The 16,626-nt window shown below is 75.6% G+C and carries 16 protein-coding genes; 7 read left to right on the plus strand and 9 right to left on the minus strand.

Annotated elements, in window-relative coordinates; all coding sequences use genetic code 11:
* Positions 1 to 225: 225 nt before the first annotated feature.
* The 3 genes from ACI78U_RS04725 (at position 226) to pabB (ending at position 4,163) form a co-directional block, all read left to right on the plus strand.
* Positions 226 to 1,398 (plus strand): AI-2E family transporter, encoded by a 1,173-nt coding sequence (locus ACI78U_RS04725; RefSeq protein ID WP_456874140.1) that lies wholly within the window; start codon positions 226 to 228, stop codon positions 1,396 to 1,398.
* A 69-nt stretch (positions 1,399 to 1,467) separates the two neighbouring features.
* A complete protein-coding gene (locus ACI78U_RS04730) occupies positions 1,468 to 2,418 on the plus strand; it encodes a proteasome assembly chaperone family protein (RefSeq protein ID WP_456874141.1) in 951 nt (316 codons plus the stop codon).
* Complete coding sequence (gene pabB, locus ACI78U_RS04735) at positions 2,415 to 4,163, plus strand: aminodeoxychorismate synthase component I (protein WP_456874142.1); 1,749 nt, start codon at positions 2,415 to 2,417, stop codon at positions 4,161 to 4,163. The genes ACI78U_RS04730 and pabB overlap by 4 nt, the downstream gene beginning before the upstream one ends.
* On the opposite strand, the gene purU is transcribed toward pabB, so the two are convergent.
* The 5 genes from purU to ACI78U_RS04760 form a co-directional block, all read right to left on the minus strand.
* Positions 4,160 to 5,044 carry a formyltetrahydrofolate deformylase gene (gene purU, locus ACI78U_RS04740; protein WP_456874143.1) on the minus strand — a complete coding sequence of 295 codons (885 nt, stop codon included), beginning with the start codon at positions 5,042 to 5,044 and terminating at the stop codon, positions 4,160 to 4,162. The two genes, pabB and purU, sit on opposite strands and share 4 nt — an antisense overlap.
* A 50-nt stretch (positions 5,045 to 5,094) precedes the next feature.
* Positions 5,095 to 6,015 (minus strand): non-homologous end-joining DNA ligase, encoded by a 921-nt coding sequence (gene ligD, locus ACI78U_RS04745; RefSeq protein ID WP_456874144.1) that lies wholly within the window; start codon positions 6,013 to 6,015, stop codon positions 5,095 to 5,097.
* Between the two features lie 24 nt (positions 6,016 to 6,039).
* Positions 6,040 to 7,029 carry a non-homologous end-joining DNA ligase gene (gene ligD / locus ACI78U_RS04750; protein ID WP_456874145.1) on the minus strand — a complete coding sequence of 330 codons (990 nt, stop codon included), beginning with the start codon at positions 7,027 to 7,029 and terminating at the stop codon, positions 6,040 to 6,042.
* Between the two features lie 3 nt (positions 7,030 to 7,032).
* Positions 7,033 to 8,019 carry a non-homologous end joining protein Ku gene (gene ku / locus ACI78U_RS04755; protein WP_456874146.1) on the minus strand — a complete coding sequence of 329 codons (987 nt, stop codon included), beginning with the start codon at positions 8,017 to 8,019 and terminating at the stop codon, positions 7,033 to 7,035.
* Positions 8,020 to 8,144: 125 nt separating this feature from the next.
* On the minus strand, positions 8,145 to 8,762 hold the full coding sequence (locus ACI78U_RS04760) for a DUF1360 domain-containing protein (RefSeq protein WP_456874147.1): 618 nt from the start codon (positions 8,760 to 8,762) through the stop codon (positions 8,145 to 8,147).
* Between the two features lie 154 nt (positions 8,763 to 8,916).
* Between ACI78U_RS04760 and ACI78U_RS04765 the strand changes: the two genes are divergently transcribed.
* On the plus strand, positions 8,917 to 9,453 hold the full coding sequence (locus ACI78U_RS04765; protein WP_456874148.1) for a hypothetical protein: 537 nt from the start codon (positions 8,917 to 8,919) through the stop codon (positions 9,451 to 9,453).
* Positions 9,454 to 9,709: 256 nt separating this feature from the next.
* Complete coding sequence (locus ACI78U_RS04770) at positions 9,710 to 10,108, plus strand: STAS domain-containing protein (RefSeq protein WP_456874149.1); 399 nt, start codon at positions 9,710 to 9,712, stop codon at positions 10,106 to 10,108.
* Between the two features lie 66 nt (positions 10,109 to 10,174).
* Here the strand turns inward: ACI78U_RS04770 and ACI78U_RS04775 are convergent, their stop codons facing one another.
* Positions 10,175 to 11,185, minus strand: coding sequence for a DNA topoisomerase IB (locus ACI78U_RS04775; RefSeq protein WP_456874150.1), 1,011 nt, complete (start codon positions 11,183 to 11,185; stop codon positions 10,175 to 10,177).
* 45 nt (positions 11,186 to 11,230) lie between these two features.
* Positions 11,231 to 13,102 (minus strand): SpoIIE family protein phosphatase, encoded by a 1,872-nt coding sequence (locus ACI78U_RS04780; protein WP_456874151.1) that lies wholly within the window; start codon positions 13,100 to 13,102, stop codon positions 11,231 to 11,233.
* Between the two features lie 236 nt (positions 13,103 to 13,338).
* Between ACI78U_RS04780 and ACI78U_RS04785 the strand changes: the two genes are divergently transcribed.
* Both ACI78U_RS04785 and ACI78U_RS04790 read left to right on the plus strand, forming a co-directional pair.
* Positions 13,339 to 13,848 (plus strand): ATP-binding protein, encoded by a 510-nt coding sequence (locus ACI78U_RS04785; RefSeq protein ID WP_456874152.1) that lies wholly within the window; start codon positions 13,339 to 13,341, stop codon positions 13,846 to 13,848.
* Positions 13,845 to 14,831, plus strand: coding sequence for an RNA polymerase sigma factor SigF (locus ACI78U_RS04790; protein WP_456874153.1), 987 nt, complete (start codon positions 13,845 to 13,847; stop codon positions 14,829 to 14,831). The genes ACI78U_RS04785 and ACI78U_RS04790 overlap by 4 nt, the downstream gene beginning before the upstream one ends.
* Positions 14,832 to 14,865: 34 nt before the next feature.
* Here the strand turns inward: ACI78U_RS04790 and ACI78U_RS04795 are convergent, their stop codons facing one another.
* Both ACI78U_RS04795 and ACI78U_RS04800 read right to left on the minus strand, forming a co-directional pair.
* The gene (locus ACI78U_RS04795; protein WP_456874154.1) at positions 14,866 to 16,059 is read right to left on the minus strand and encodes an SPFH domain-containing protein; all 1,194 of its coding nucleotides are present in this window, start codon (positions 16,057 to 16,059) and stop codon (positions 14,866 to 14,868) included.
* Between the two features lie 70 nt (positions 16,060 to 16,129).
* On the minus strand, positions 16,130 to 16,570 hold the full coding sequence (locus ACI78U_RS04800; protein ID WP_456874155.1) for an NfeD family protein: 441 nt from the start codon (positions 16,568 to 16,570) through the stop codon (positions 16,130 to 16,132).
* Between the last annotated feature and the right edge of the window lie 56 nt (positions 16,571 to 16,626).

The raw sequence follows: 16,626 nt of genomic DNA on the forward strand, positions 1-16,626 counted from the left end.
CCCGCCGCCCCCCCCCACCCCCCCCCCCCCCCCCCCCCCCCCGCCCCCCCCCCCCCCCCCCCCGCCCCCCCCCCCCCCCCCCCCCCCCCCCCGGCCGGCCCGGGCCGGGCGCAGGACCCGGCTCAGGACCGGGCGCAGGGCCCGGCGCAGGGTCCCGGCCCGGCCCCCTCGCTCACCGGCGAGGGCGGGGAGGGCGACCCGCGGTCGGCCGACCACGAGGCCACCGTGGCCCCGGCCCCCACGTGGAAGCGCGGCGAGCGGGCGGTGTCGGCGATGAGCACGCTGGCCATCGCCTCGGCGCAGCTGCTGCTCATCAGCGGCGCGGTCGTCGTCCTGTTCTGGGTGCTGGGCCGGCTGTGGGTGATCCTGCTGCCGGTCATCCTCGGTTTGCTCTTCGCCACCGTGCTGTGGCCGCCGACCCGGTTCCTGCGCCGGCACCGCTGGCCCCCCGCCCTGGCCGCCGCGGTCGTGCTCCTGCTGTTCCTGGCCCTGATCGGCGGCCTGATCGCCGTCATCGCGCCGCAGGTGGCCGACCAGGTCACCGAGCTCGCCGACCAGTTCGCCAGCGGTCTGCAGCAGGTCCAGCAGTGGCTGCAGGGACCGCCGCTCGACATCGACGAGGACCAGCTCGGCCAGTACGTCGACCAGGCGATCAACTCCGTGCAGTCCAACGCCTCGAACATCGCCGGCTACGCCGCCACCGGCGCCACGGCCGTCGGCAACGGCCTGCTCAACCTCGTGCTCGCGCTGGTGCTGGCGTTCTTCTTCATCAAGGACGGCCCCCGCTGGGTGCCGTGGCTGGCCGCCCAGACCGGCCCGCGCGCCGCGCCGCACGTGACCGCGCTGTCGCAGAAGACCTGGACGACGCTGTCGGAGTTCATCAAGCAGCAGGCGCTGGTCGGCTTCATCGACGCGTTCTTCATCGGCCTGGGCCTGTGGATCCTCGACGTGCCGCTGGTCATCCCGCTGGCGGTGCTGACGTTCTTCGGCGCCTTCATCCCGATCATCGGCGCCTTCGTCGCCGGCGCCTTCGCCGTGCTGATCGCGCTGGTCGACGAGGGCCTCACCGTCGCGCTGATCGTCTTCGGCATCGTGCTGGTCGTGCAGCAGATCGAGGGCAACGTGCTGCAGCCGATCATCCAGGGCCGCGGGTTCAACCTGCACGCCGCGGTGGTCATCCTCGCCGTGACCGCCGGCGGCAGCCTGGCCGGGATCATCGGCGCCTTCCTCGGGGTCCCGGTGGCCGCGCTGATCGCCGTCGTCTACCGCTACACCCGCGACGCCCTCGACGGCCGCCACCCCGAGGTGGCCGGCGACGGCACGCGGGCCCGCGTCGCCGGCGACGACGACGGCGCCGTCCTCACCCGCGACCCGGCTCCCGGGAGCGCCGGGCGCTGACCGGGCGGGAATGCCGGCACCCCCGCCGGCGCTGACCCCTGCGGACGTCGACCAGCAGGAGGTGCCGCCGTGGCGCAGCGACCGGAGGAGCTCGTCGAGCTGCTGCCCGACGCCGAGCCGTTTCTCACCCGGGAGGCCGGGGTGACCGGGCCCGGGGACCGGCGCGGCCTGGTGCTGGTGCACGCCCTCTCCGGCGACTTCGACGCGGCGTCCTCCGCCGCGCTCGCCGCCGCCCACCTGCTGGCCACCCTGCCGCACCGCCCCGTCGCGCGCTTCGACGCCGACGCGCTGGTCGACTACCGCGCCCGCCGGCCGCGGATGTCCTTCGCCGGCGACCGCTACCAGTCCTTCACCGCGCCGGAGATCGTCGTCTCCGCGCTGGAGGACGACTCCGGAGAGCCGTTCCTGCTGCTGCACGGGCCCGAGCCGGACTACCGGTGGGAGGGCTTCGTCGCGGCGGTCGCCGGGCTGGTCGAGCGCCTGGGCGTCACCTCGGTGGTGGCGATGCAGGCCATCCCGATGCCGGTGCCGCACACCCGGCCGGTGACGGTCACCGCGCACGCCACCCGCCGCTCGCTGATCGAGACCTACCCCGTGTACTGGGGCGACCTGGTCATCCCGGGCAGTGCCCCGGCCCTGCTCGAGCTGCGGCTGGGCGAGGCCGGCGTCGACGCGCTCGGCGTCGCCGCGCACGTGCCGCACTACCTGGCGCAGGCCACCTACCCGGCCGCGACGCTGACCCTGCTCGAGCACGTCGGCCGGCTGACCGGCCTGTTGCTGCCCACCGAGACCCTGCGCGAGGCGGCCCAGCAGCACCGCACGGAGGTCGACGAGCAGATCGCGCGGTCGGCGGACAACACCGCCGTCGTCGCGGCACTCGAGCAGCAGTACGACCAGTTCACCGCCGCCCGCGAGGACAGCACCCTCCTCGGCGCCGTGGGCGAGGTGCCCAGCGGCGAGGAGCTCGGCGCGGAGTTCGAGCGGTTCCTCGCCGAGCAGGACCGCCGCCGCGGCGAGTGAGGGCCGAGGGGCGGTTCGACGACCTCGCCGGCGGGACGGCGCTGTCCTTCCCCGCGACCTCCCGCGTCCTGGTCGCCACCACCCCGGACGACGTCGTCCCGGTGCTCGCCGAGGTCGAGCGTGCGACCGCCGGGGGGTGCTGGGCGTTCGGCTACCTCGCCTACGAGGCCGCCACCGGGCTCGACCCGGGCCTGACCGTCGCGCCCCGGCCCGCCGGCGACCCGCTGCCGCTGGCCGTCTTCGGGCTGACCGACCGGCCGCTCGAGGTCCCCGTGGTCGTCCCCTCGGACGGGCCGGAGCACGCCGTCGGCGGGTGGACCCGTGGCTGGACCGAGGCCGGTCACCGCGCCGCCGTCGAGCGGGTGCGCGAGCACATCGCCGCCGGCGACACCTACCAGCTCAACCTGACCGTGCGGATGCGCGCGCCGGTCTCCGGCGACCTCCGGCGGCTCTACGCCGACCTGGCCTGGGCCCAGGCCGGGCGGCACGCCGCCTTCCTCGACCTCGGCCGGCACGCGGTCCTCTCCGCCAGCCCCGAGCTGTTCTTCCGCTGGTCCGGTGACGAGCTGCTCACCCGGCCGATGAAGGGGACCGCACCCCGCGGGGCCACGCCCGCCGAGGACGCGGCGGCCCGCGCCCGGCTGCAGGCCAGCGACAAGGAGCGCGCCGAGAACCTCATGATCGTCGACCTGCTGCGCAACGACCTGGGGCGGGTGGCCGAGGTCGGCAGCGTCGAGGTCCCCGCGCTGTTCACCGCCGAGCGGTACGAGACGGTGTGGCAGCTGACCTCCGACGTCACCGCCCGCACCCGGCCGGGCACCGGGCTCGTCGACGTCCTCCGGGCACTGTTCCCCTCCGGCTCGGTCACCGGCGCGCCCAAGCGGCGGTCGATGGAGCTGGTCGCGGAGCTCGAGGACGGCCCGCGCGGGGTCTACTGCGGCGCGGTCGGCTGGGTCGCCCCGCCGGGGTCCCCGGACCGCGCGGTGTTCAGCGTGGCCATCCGGACGGTGACCGTCGACCGCGCGACCGGCACCGCCGAGTACGGCACCGGCGGCGGCATCACCTGGTCCTCCGACCCCGCGGCCGAGCACGCCGAACTGCTGGCCAAGACCGCCATCCTCGACCGGCGTCCCGCGCCGTTCGCGCTGCTGGAGACGACGGCCGCCGGGGCCGACGGCGCGGTGCGCGACCTCGACCGGCACCTGGCGCGGCTGGCCCGGTCGGCCGCGGAGCTGGGCTTCCCGTTCCCGGAGGCGACCATCCGCCGGGAGCTGGCGGCCGCCGCCGGACCCGGCCCGGCCGCCCGGCTGCGGCTGCTGCTGCACCCCGACGGGCGGGTCGACGTCGGGACGCACCCGCTGCCGGCTCCCCCCGCCGGGCCGGTGCGGCTGGCGGTCGACGACGAGCCGGTCGACCCGGCCTCGCCGTGGCTGCGGCACAAGACCACCCGCCGCGACGTCTACACCGCGGCCGCCGCCCGCCACCCGGACGCCGACGACGTGGTGCTGACCAACACCGCCGGCCACGTCACCGAGACGACGATCGCCAGCCTCGCCGTCCGGCTCGACGGCGCCTGGTGGACCCCGCCGCTGTCGGCGGGGCTGCTGCCCGGGGTGGCCCGCGGCCGGCTGGTCGAGGAGGGCCGGCTGCGCGAGCGCGACCTCACCCCCGACGACCTGCGCCGCGCCGAGGCGCTCGCCGTCGTCAGCTCACTGCGCGGCTGGCGCCCGGCCGTCCTGCGTTAGGCGAAGACGATGGTGCGGTCGCCCTCCACGATCACCCGGTCCTCGACGTGCCAGGTCACGGCCTGGGCGAGCACCTGCCGCTCGACGTAGCGGCCCACCCGGCGCATGTCCTCGACGGTGGCGCGGTGGTCGACCCGGGCCACCTCCTGCTCGATGATCGGGCCGGCGTCGAGGTCCGGGGTCACGTAGTGCGCGGTCGCCCCGATCAGCTTCACGCCGCGGTCGTGCGCCGCCTGGTAGGGGTTCGCGCCGACGAACGCCGGCAGGAAGCTGTGGTGGATGTTGATCAGCCGCTCCGGGAACCGGCTGCAGAAGTCCGCCGAGACGATCTGCATGTAGCGGGCGAGCACCACCAGGTCGACGTCGCCGACGATCTCCAGCGCCCGGGCCTCGGCCTGCGCCTTGGTCTCCGGCGTCACCGGCACGTGGTGGAAGGGCACCCCGGCGGCGGCCGCCACCGGCTCGAGGTCGGGGTGGTTCGAGACGACGGCGACGATGTCGGCCCGCAGGTCCCCGGCCCGGACCCGGTAGAGCAGCTCCTGCAGGACGTGGTCGGTCCGCGACACGAACACCGCCAGCCGCGGCCGGTGCGACGCCTCGGTGAGCCGCCAGGTGAGCTGCCACTGCTGCGCCAGGAGCTCCAGCGCGCCCTCCAGGTGGGTGCGCCGCGCCGACAGGCCGGGCAGCACGAACTCCAGCCGCAGCGTGAACACCCCGCCGGTCGGGTCCGAGGAGTGCTGCTGGGACTCGGTGATGTTCGCGCCGACGTCGGCCAGCAGCCGGGAGAGCACCGCGACGATGCCCGGGCGGTCGGGGCAGCGGACCACCAGCCGGCCGGTGTCGGCGGTGTTCACGGCGTGGGCGACGGGGGCGGCGGACACGGTGGCGATGGTCGCAGAGCCGGCCGCTCCTGCCGCCCCGGCTCCCCCCGTCAGAGGGAGGGCAGCCGGGCCCGGGTGCGGCCGGCGACGTCGAACAGGTCGCCGTACTCCTCGACCCGCGCCAGCACCTCGTCGGTGCGGAACCGCAGCTCCGCGGGGTCGGCGCCGTCGCGGACGGCGTCCACCTCGTCCCACCCGACCGGCGTCGAGACCGGGGCGTCGGGCCGGGCGCGCAGCGAGTACGGCGCCACCGTCGTCTTGGCCGGGTTGTTCTGGCTCCAGTCGACGAGCACCTTGCCCGGCCGCAGCACCTTCTCCATCCGCCAGACGACCCGGTCGGGCGTCTCGGCCGACAGCTCCTGGGCCAGCGCCTTGGCGTAGCGGCTCGGGTGCTCGCGGTCGGTGACCCGGATCGGCGCGTACACCTGCATGCCCTTGGAGCCCGAGGTCTTGACCACCGGGTCCAGCCCGTCGCCGACCAGCCGCACCCGCAGCCGCTCGGCGACGTCGCAGCACTCGGCGATGCCGGCGTCCGGGCCCGGGTCGAGGTCGAGCACCAGCAGGTCGGGCAGCGCCGGCTGCAGCCGGCTGCCCACCTGCCACTGCGGCACGTGCAGCTCCAGCGCGGCGAGGTTGGCCGCCCACGCGAGGTCGGCGACGGTCTCCAGCACCACCATCTCCAGGACCTCGCGGTCCCTCGAGCTGCCCGGGCTCGGGACCGTCACCTTCCGCACCCAGTCCGGCGCGTGCCGGGCGCTGTTCTTCTCGAAGAACGCCTGACCCTCGACGCCGTCGGGCCAGCGGGTGAAGGTCACCGGCCGCCCCGACAGGTGCGGCAGCAGCGTCGGGGCGATGCGCACGTAGTAGTCGATGACCTGGGCCTTGGTGAACGAGACCTCGGGGAAGAGCACCTTGTCGAGGTTGGACACCGACAGCTGCCGGCCCTCGACGCGCACCCGCTGGCGGCTCACGCCGCCCATCCCATCGCGCCGCGCCTACGGTGACCACTCGACCACGACGTCGTCGACGTCGAGGTCCTCGCGCAGCCCCCGCCACGCGGGGTGGCGCATCCGGCCGTCGGCGGTCCACGCGGCGAAGGCGACCTCCCCCACGAGGACGGGTTCGGTCCAGCGCGCGTCGCGGGCGACCTCCCGCGGCAGGGCGTCGGCGAACGGCGACGTGCGCCGCGGGACCAGCAGCCCGCCGAGCTCGCGCAGCACCGCGTCGGTGAAGCCGGTGCCCACGTGCCCGGCATAGACCAGCCGGCCGTCGTCGTCGTGGACGCCGACCAGCAGCGAGCCCACTCCCCCGGCGCGCAGTCCCTTGCCCGGCCGCCACCCGCCGACGACGACGCTCTGCATGCGCAGGTGCTTGACCTTGCGCCACTCCGGCGCGCGGACGCCGGGTCGGTAGGGCGAGTCCAGCCGCTTGGCGACGACTCCCTCGAGGCCGTTGGCGCGGCTGGCGGCGTGCACGTCGGCGCCGCCGCCGCGGAACCACGGGGTGCCGACCCAGCGCTGCCCCTCGGCGCCCAGGCCGTCGAGCCGCTCCCGCCGCTGTTCGTAGGGCAGGTCGAGGAGGCTGCGGCCCTCGACCGTGAGCACGTCGAAGACCAGGTAGGAGACCGGGGCCGCGGCGGCCATCCGGGCGACCTCGGCCCCGCCGGTGCGGTGCATGCGTGCCTGCAGCAGCCCGAAGTCGGGCCGGCCCAGCCGGTCGAGGGCCACCACCTCGCCGTCGACGACGACGTCGGCCCGCCGCAGCGCCGGTGGTACCGAGCTGAGTTCGGGATAACGGTCGGTGACGGGCGTGCCGCTGCGCGCCCACAGCTCGACCCGGCCCCCTCGCACCGCAGCCACCGCGCGCACGCCGTCCCACTTGAACTCGTAGCCCCACTGGCCGTCCTGGGCGCGCGGCGGCAGCTCGCCCGCGACGGCGAGCATCGGTGCCGGCACCGGCGGCCCGGGCGTCGGGGCGGGGCGCACGGGTCAGGCGCTGCGGCGCGGGGCGCGCTTGGCCGGCTCCTTCTTCGCCGCGGTGACCTTGCGCGCCCGGGTCGGACGGGCCGGCGCCTCCTCCGCGGCGGCCGCGGCCTTCCTCACCGGCGCCTTCTCCGCCGCGGTCTTCTTCGCCGGCGCCTTCGCCGCGGGAGCCTTCCTCGCCGGGGTCTGCGCCGCGGGGGCCTCGTCCTCGTCGGCCGCTCCGCCGCGGGCCCGCTCGACGCTGCGGCGCAGCGCGCTCATCAGGTCGACGACGGCCGCGCCCGGATCGGCGGTCTCGGGCACCGGCTGCACCTCGCCGCCGGTCTGCTTGGCCTCCAGCAGGGCGGTCATCGCCTCGCGGTAGTCGTCGGTGAACTCGTGCGGGTCGAACTCGCCGGCCATGGACCCGATCAGCGCCTCGGCCATCTGCAGCTCCTGCGGGCGCACCGACACGTCGTCGTCGAGGAAGCCGAAGTCGGGACGGCGGATCTCGTCGGGCCAGCGCATGGTGTGCAGCACCAGGACGCCGTCGCGGACCCGGAGCGCCGCCAGCGACTCCCGCTGCCGCAGCGCGATCTTGGTGATCGCCACCCGGCCGGTGTTCTCCAGGGCGTCGCGCAGCAGGACGTAGGGGCGGGTCGCCGGGCCGTCGGGCTCGAGGTAGTAGGTCTTCTCGAAGTGCACCGGGTCGATGTCGCCCTGGTCGACGAACTGCAGCACCTCGATCTCGCGCCGGGTGGCCAACGGCAGCTCGGCGAGGTCCTCGTCGGTGAGGATGACCAGCTGGCCGTCGGGCAGCTCGTAGCCCTTGGCGATGTCGGCGTACTCGATCTCCTCGCCGTCGATCGAGCAGACCCGCTTGTACTTGACCCGGCCGCCGTCGGCGGCGTGCACCTGGTGGAAGCGGACGTCCTTGTCCTCGGTGGCCGAGTAGAGCTTCACCCCGATGCTGACCAGGCCGAACGAGACCGCGCCGCGCCAGATCGAGCGCATGTCCACTCCCCTTCCCCGGGCTCCGCGACCGCGGGGCGGCGCGGCCCGCAGGATAGGTGCGGGCCGGTGCCCCGGCAGTGCGACCGCCGACGGTCTCCTCCGCCCGGGGGAAGCGGGCATGCCTCCTAGGCCTGCTCGGCGTGCCGGCCGGCCGTGTCGTCATCCTGCCCCGGATCGCCGCTCCTGGGGCCCTCCTCGTCCCCGGTGACGCTGCTCTGCAGGGCGTCGTAGGCGAACTGCAGGACGTCGGAGCCGGCCACCATCGTCATGGTGAGGGCCGCCAGGCGGGTCGCGCGGGGCGCGGCGACGTAGCCGAACACGAACCCGGTGCCCACCCACTGGGCCAGGCAGAACGGGCAGGTGACCAGCTCGCCGACCGCGTGCTTCCAGCCGTGCTCCACGCGCAGGTCCTCGGCGAGCTCCGCCTCGCCCGAGGCGCCCTGGAAGCGGGCGAACGGTGCGCGCAGCGGGCTGGTCACCGGGTCCTTGGCGATCCGGCGGGCGAGCCGGAAGGTGCCGACGGTGAGCAGGACGGCGTCGCCGAGGGGGATCCGCGCCGGCAGCTCCCGCCCGGACGCGCGGAGGACGGCGGCACCGGCGGCCACCGCGGTGCTGTAGACGCTCATGGCGCCGAGGAAGCCGCCCAGCGGCCGGCCCTCGCCGCCGTCGTAGCCGCGCGCCTGCTCCCTCGCCCAGCGGCGGACCGGTTGCCCGATGCGCGCCACCTCGTCCTGGATCGCCATGCCGGCTGCGCTACCCCGCCACCGTGGGCGCCATGCCGCGGGCGGTGCGCCGTCGGGCACACCCCGGGCCCGCATGGGACGGCGGCACCCGGGTAGGCGGAGGGCAGTCCGCCGCCGGAGCACCCCGGTCCGGCGGCCCGAGAGGGAGGAACCCATGACCGATCCGGAGCCGGACACCACCGGAGCGCTGCACTCCACGCAGAACGACGCGGAGTTCCCCGACGACGAGCGGGGCCTCACCGGGACCCGCGACGACGTCCGCGGCGACAGCGGGGCCACGGGCCCCGAGGGTCAGACCGCCCGGGACGTCTTCCCCGAGGACAACGGCGTCCCGGACGTCGCCCAGGACGACTTCCCCACCATGCAGCGGTCCGAGGACCCGCAGTTCGCCCCGGAGCCGGGCGACCGCGAGAGCCACGAGACCGTGGGCTTCGGCACGACCGCCTTCGAGCAGCAGCAGGGCAAGTCGCTGTCCGGGCGCCTGGAGGAGGAGATCGCCGACGACGTCCCCGACGTCCGCCCCGCCGAGGACCCCGCCCGCGGCATCGGGCAGCTCGAGCAGGACTACGACACCACCCCGGACACCGACTCCGGGACCAACCGCACCGCCGACGACGTCGAGGCGGCACTCGACCCGGTGGTCGGCGGCGAGGGTCCCGAGGAGGCCGCCGTCCACCTCGTGGATCCCTGACCCGGCCCGCACCCGGCTCACCGCCCGGCCCGGCAGGTCACCCGCTCCGGGGGTCCTGCCGGGCTGGTTGGCGTGCGGCCATCCGGTTGTCTACGTTGTAAATGCGGTTGAGCAGGCAGCCGCGCGCGTCGGCGGCACCGGCCGGCGCGTTCCCCGACCGACCGCCCACCGGGGGCTGCACCACTCCCCGCGTCCGCGGCGGTAGATTGACCGGTGGCCGCACCGTTCGGCGCGGCCGCTGAGAGGAGCTTCGTCCGTGACCGCATCCGACCTGCCCGCCGGGGGGCAGCCCGACGTGTCCACCGAGGGCACGGAGGCACCCTTCGACGACGTGATCACGCTCTCGACCTCCACGGGTGAGGACGGCGCGGTCACGGTGACGGTCGTCGGCGAAGTCGACACCTTCACCGCCCCGGTGCTGCGCTCCTCGCTGGACACCCAGCTCGAGCAGCAGCCCCGTGAGCTGGTCATCGACCTGTCCGGCGTCCAGTTCCTGGGGTCGGCCGGCCTGGCCGTCCTCGTCGAGACCCAGAAGTCGGCCCGCGCCCGCGACGTCGGCCTGCGCCTGATCGCCACCACCCGGGCGGTCACCCGCCCGCTGGAGGTCACCGGTCTGATCGACCTGTTCACCATCGTGGACGGCAGCGCCCGCTGACCTCCCCCGCAGCACCCGTCACGAGGCCCCGCTCCGGCGGGGCCTCGTGCGTTCCCGGGTCGGCCGCTACGCGGACAGCAGGCGACAGACCGCCTGCTCGAGCACCTTCTGGACCTCGCGGGTGTCGTCGGCCTGCTCCAGCTCGCCCAGCGCCTCGGCGACGGTCTCGCCGTGCTCGTACCGGTCGACCACCCGCGGGTCGACGTAGCTGGCCTTGCACACCGCGGGGGTGTTGCCCAGCTGCTCCGACACCCGCACGTAGGCGTCGCGGATCGTCTTGTTCCGCTCCGTCTTGTTCCGCGGTGCGGGCCGCTCGGCCAGCGCGGCGGCCATCATCACCGTGGCGTTCCAGGTCCGGAAGTCCTTGGCGGTGATCTCCGCGCCGCTGACCTCCTTGAGGTAGGCGTTGATCTCGTCGCTGGTCACGTCGCGCCAGCTGCCGTCGTCGAGCTGGTAGGCCAGCAGCTCGTCCCCGGCGCCGTCGGGGCGGTCGAGCAGGTGCCGGACGACGGTCGCCGTCGGCCGGTCGGTGATCTCCACCTCGCGCTCGATGCCGCCCTTGGCGGTGTAGCGGAAGAACGTCCGCTCACCGCGCACGCTGACGTGCTCCCGGCGCAGGGTGGCCAGGCCGTACGTGCCGTTCTCCTCGGCGTACTCCTCGCTGCCGATGCGGAAGGTGCCCAGGTCCAGCAGCCGCAGCGCGCAGGCCAGCACCCGCTCGCGGTTGAGCCCGCGGGTGCGCAGCGCCGCGGCCACCTGCTCGCGGACGTCGGGCAGCTCGGAGGCGATGGCGAGGACCCGCTCGTGCTTCTCCGCGTCCCGCCGTGCGCGCCACGCGTCGTGGTAGCGGTACTGCCGCCGGCCCGCGGCGTCGAGGCCGGTGGCCTGGATGTGGCCGTTGGGCCACGGGCAGATCCAGACGTCCTTCCACGCCGGCGGGATGGCGATGCCCCTGATCCGCTCGAGCCGGTCGGGGTCGCGGATGAGCGCGCCGGTCTCGTCGCGGTAGGCGAAGCCGCGCCCGGCGCGGCGCCGGGTCCAGCCGGGGCCGTGCACGTTGCTGCGCCGCAGTCTCACGCCCCGTGGATGGGCAACCGGCCCGGCCCGTAAACGGGGACGAGGTCAGCGCAGCTCGACGAGCCGCTGCAGCCCGCTGACCTCGAGGATGTGCCGGGTGACGCCGCCGGCCGGCGCGTGCACCACCAGCCGCCAGCCCTCCGCCTCGGCGATGGCCGCGACGGCGAGCACCACGCGGACCGCCGCGCTGCTGAACAGGGTGACCGCGGTCAGGTCGAGCTCGACCCGGACGGTGCCGCCGTGGCTGGCCTCCAGCAGCCGGATCCGCAGCTGCTCGGCGCTGACCATGTCGACGTCGCCGGCCGCTCGCACCACCGGGCTGCCGCCGCCGCGGTCCACGACGACGGTGGCGCCCGTGCCACCCACGGGGTGCTCGGGCTCCTCGTCGGGCGTCTGCCGCAGCCGGGTGCGCAGCGTCACCGTGGTGCCCTGCTCGCCGCGCAGGACCATGCCGTCGACGAGCTGCCGCATGATCAGCAGCCCGCGGCCGCGGTCGCCGGGATCCCGGTCGGGCGGGCGCCAGGTGCCCTCGTCGTGGACGGTGACGGTGAGCACCCCGTCGACGTCGACCGCGGCGGTGACCTGCATCGGGCCGGGCTCGGTGTCGCGGTAGGCGTGCTCGGCGGCGTTGGCGCAGGCCTCCCCCACGGCCACCATCACCCCGACCCGGTCCTGTTCGCCCATGCCCAGGGCGGTCAGCCACGCGCCGAGCCGGCGGCGGACCGCGGGCAGCGCGGATGGGATCGCGACCAGGTCCAGCTGCAGCGGCTCCACCGACCGGGCGCGGCGGTGTGCCACCAGGACGGCGACGTCGTCGGGCCGGCCGTCGTCGGAGAACAGCCCGCCGGCGATCTCGGCGGCGAGCCCCGCCACGGCTCCGCCGTCGAGCGCGGCCGGGTCGGCGAGCGCCGCCCGGGCGACCTGGCTGAGCCGGCCGAGCCCCTCGGCCGGCGGCGGGCCGGAGGCCGCCACGGCGCCGTCGGAGTAGAGGACCAGGGTGGCGCCGGGCTCGAGCTGCGCGCGGGCCACCGGGGTGGCGGCGCCCGGGAGCGTGCCCAGCGGCGGGCGCGCGGTGACCGGCAGGTAGGTGCTGGTGCCGTCGGCGTGCACGAGCAGCGGCGGCGGGTGGCCGGCCGCGGCGAAGGTGAGCGCGCCGGTGGCCGCGTCGAGGACGGCGTAGAACACCGACGCGCCCTGGACGTCGTCCATCTGGGCGGCGAAGTCGTCGAGCGCGGCGAGCACCGCCGCCGGGGCGGGGTCGCGCAGCGCGCTGGAGCGCATGGCGCCGCGCAGCCGGCTCATCGCGGCCGCGGCCGGCACGCCGTGGCCGACGGCGTCGCCGATGACCAGCGCCAGCCGGCCGTGGCCGAGCGGCACCGCGTCGTACCAGTCGCCGCCGGCGGCGCGCGCCGAGGTGGCGGGGTGGTAGCTGCCCGACAGCCGCACGTCGGGCAGCAACGGCAGGGACGGCGGCAGCAGCGAGTGCTGCGCCTCCCCGACGACGTCGGCGGGCGGGGCGGCCGGCGGGACGTCGCCGGCGTCGCGGCCCGCACTGCCCTCGAGGCCGCCCTCGAGCACGAGCACCGCGCCGGGATCGGGGCCGGCGGCGAGCGGGCGCACGGCCACGGTGACCGGCGGACCCTCCTCGTCCAGGACGCCGGTGAGGATCTCGGGACGGCCGGTGCGCAGCACGCTGGCGACCAGGTCGGCGACCGGGCGGCCGCCGACCACCGGCAGGCCGTCCGGCGCGGGGCCCAGGGCACGGGCGCGGGCGTTGGCCCACACCGTGCGCTGGTCGGGGCCGGTGACAAACCACAGCGCCGAGGGGGCCTCCTCCAGCGCCGCGACCAGCGCGGCCGGGCCCTCGTCCACGGCGGGACGGGGCCCCGACGGCAGGCTGCCCTGGCTGGCGTTCATCCGGCACAAGCAGACAACAGCGCCTGCACCCCGGCAACCGCGCGGACGGTCCCGTCCGGAGGGTGTTTTACCAGCCCGGAGGCGGGGTAGCCCGTCGCGCTGGCACGCGGCCGGGAACCCGACCCCGCCCCCGTGCGGAGTCAGGACGGCCCGGCGGGCAGGATGGAGCCGGGCGCCCGCGCACCCGCCGACCCGGGCGGAGCGGGTGGCCGCAACGGATGAGGAGCAGACGACGGATGGCGGACTCGAGGAGTGCCCTCGCCCAGGACGGGCGGCGCGCCGAACGACTGGAACTGCGCGTGCCCACCACGCCGACCCAGCTGCCCGCGGTGCGGGCGATGGCCGGCGACCTGGCCATCCGCATGGACTACGACCTCGACTCGGTCGAGGACCTGCGCCTGGCGGTCGACGAGGCGTGCGCGACCCTCTCGGCGATCGCCCGGGGCGACGAGCCGCTGACGGTGGTGTTCGAGACCTCGCGCGCCGGGCTGCACATCGACGCGTGGGTCCCCACCGCCGACGGCACCGAGGTCCCCCGCGACGGCTTCGGCTGGGCGGTGCTGGCGACCCTCGCCGACAACGTCGACGGCCGGCGCGCGACCCAGGCGACGGTGCCCGGAGGTGACGGCAGCGACGCGCCGGTGGCCCTGATCAGCATGGACAAGTACCTGCCCGGCCAGCGACCGGGCGAGCTCGCCGGCCGCCCGGGCAACGGTGTGGGCAGCGACCTCTCGGTCGCCCCGTGACGTCGGCGGCCGCCAGCAGCCGGGCCGTCGAGGAGGACACCCTGGACGACGACCAGCCGGAGAACACGCCCGACCCCGTCGAGGTGGCCGAGGCCCCCCTCCCGGGGGACGAGGACACCGCGCACGACGAGAGCACCGACGAGAGCAGCGACGACGAGGCGGCCGACGAGGCCGCCGACGACACCAGCGAGGCCCCCGAGCCCGACAGCGCCCCGGTGTCGGACAACCGCCGCCGGGCCGAGCGCACCGCTCCGCTGTTCGCCGAGCTCGCGACGCTGGAGAAGGACGACCCGCGGCGCGAGCGGCTGCGCGAGGTCCTGGTCGAGGAGCACCTCCCCCTCGTCCGGCACTTCGCCCGCCGGTTCAGCAACCGCGGCGAGCCCTTCGACGACCTGCTGCAGGTCGGCACCCTGGGCCTGATCGCGGCGATCGACCGGTTCGACCCCAACCGCGGGGTGGAGTTCCTCTCCTTCGCCGTGCCGACGATCACCGGGGAGATCAAGCGGCACTTCCGCGACCAGGGCTGGTCGGTGCGGGTCCCGCGCCGGCTGCAGGAGCTGCACCTGTCGCTGAACTCCGCGGTCGGCGAGCTGGCGCAGAAGAACGGCCGGGCGCCGACGCCGTCGGAGCTCGCCGAGCACCTGGGCATCCCCCGCGAGGAGGTGCTGGAGGGCCTCGCGGTGGCCAACGCCTACCGCAGCAGCTCGCTCGACGAGCGGCTCTCCGGCGAGGACGACTCCCCCACGCTGGCCGCCACGCTCGGCGAGGAGGACGCCGCGCTCGAGGGCGTGGAGTACCGCGAGTCGCTGCAGCCGCTGCTGGCCACCATCCCGGCCCGCGAGCGGCGGATCCTCATCCTGCGGTTCTTCGGCAACATGACCCAGTCGCAGATCGCCGCCGACATCGGCATCTCGCAGATGCACGTCTCCCGGCTGCTGTCCCAGACGCTGGCCAAGCTCCGCGAGGGCCTCCTCAAGGACTGACGACCGGTGCACTTCCGCGGAGGTGCACCGGTCCTCAGGCGTCCGGGCGGGCGCCGTTGCCCTCGTGCGGCGCGACGCCGTGCTCGGCGGCCCGGGCCATGTCCGTCGTCGGCGGCAGCTGCGGCGAGGGGATCGCCGGGCCGGCGTCGGCGATGCTGGACATCTCGATCCGCGCCTCGGGCTGCGCGGCGGCCGGGGGCAGCTGCGACTCGAACCAGCTGCTGGTGTCGATCGGCTCGGCCGCCGGCGCGCCGTCCCCGGGCGGCGGGACGTCGAGGAACGAGCGGCTCTCGCCGTCGCCCCCGCCGAGCCGGGACAGCCCCTCCAGCGCCTTGCTGAACTCGCTGGGGACGATCCACATCTTGTTCGCGTCGCCCTGGGCGATCTGCGGCAGCGTCTGCAGGTACTGGTAGGCCAGCAGCCCCTGGTCGGGCCGGCCGTCGTGGATGGCCCGGAACACCGTCTCGATGGACTTGGCCTGGCCCTGCGCCTGCAGGAACAGCGCGGCGCGCTCGCCCTCGGCGCGCAGGATCCGGCTCTGCCGCTCGGCTTCCGCGTCGAGGATCGCCGCCTGCTTGCGGCCCTCCGCGGAGAGGATCGCCGCCGCCTTCTGCCCCTCGGCGCTGGTGATCGCCGACTGCCGCTGCCCCTCGGCCTGCAGGATGACCGCCCGCTTGTCGCGGTCGGCACGCATCTGCTTCTCCATCGAGTCGCGGATGGTCGGCGGCGGGTCGATGGCCTTGATCTCGACGCGCGCCACCCGCAGGCCCCAGGGCCCGGTGGTGCCGTCGAGGACCTCGCGCAGCTGGCTGTTGATGCCGTCGCGGCCGGTGAGCGTGCCCTCGAGGTTGAGCCCGCCGACCACGTTGCGCAGCGTCGTCGTGGTCAGCTGCTCCATGCCGGTGATGTAGTTCGCGATGCCGTAGGTGGCCAGCCGCGGGTCGGTCACCTGGAAGTAGACGACGGTGTCGATGCCCACCTGCAGGTTGTCGGAGGTGATCACCGGCTGCGGCGGGAAGGAGACGACCTGCTCGCGCAGGTCGATGGTGGCCCGCACCCGGTCGACGAAGGGCACGAGGAACGACAGGCCCGGCGTGAGCGTGCGGCTGTACCGGCCCAGCCGCTCCACCACCTTCGCCTGGGCCTGCGGGACGATCGTCACGGCCTTCGCCGTCACCAGCACGAACAGGGCGACGACGACGATCAGCGCGATCAGGGCGGGGGTCACGGGCGGCCTCCAGGGGGTCGGTGCCTGACCGTGATCATCCCCCACTCGTCGCCGCGGGTCACGGCTGCGCTCAGCGCTCCCCGAAGGCCTCGCCCACGACCGCGGTCGCGCCGTCCACCTGCAGGATGCGCACGGTCTCGCCGACGTCGAAGGTCTCGTCGAAGCCGGTGCGGGCGGTCCACTCGTCGGCGCCCACCTGGATGCGGCCGCCGGAGCGGCCCACCGCGCGGGTCACCACGGCGGTGCGGCCCACCAGCGCCTGGACGCCGTCGACGTGCCGGGGCGTCCGGTTCTCCAGGTGCGCCTTGGCCACCGGGCGCACGCTGGCGATCAGGAACACCGAGACGGCGACGAAGGCGATGAGCTGGAAGGGCACCGAGGCCCCGGCCAGGGCGGCCACCATGCCGCCCAGCGCCCCGCCGGCGAACATCAGCAGGACCAGGTCGAGGCTGGCCACCTCACCCGCGGTGAACAGGCCCGCGGCCACCAGCCAGAGCACCCACGCAGCCATGTCCCGCAGTCTCCCAGACGTCCCCCTGCCGGGCGCCTCCCTCCGCGCCGGCGCCG

This window comes from Geodermatophilus sp. SYSU D00710 (assembly GCF_054050195.1).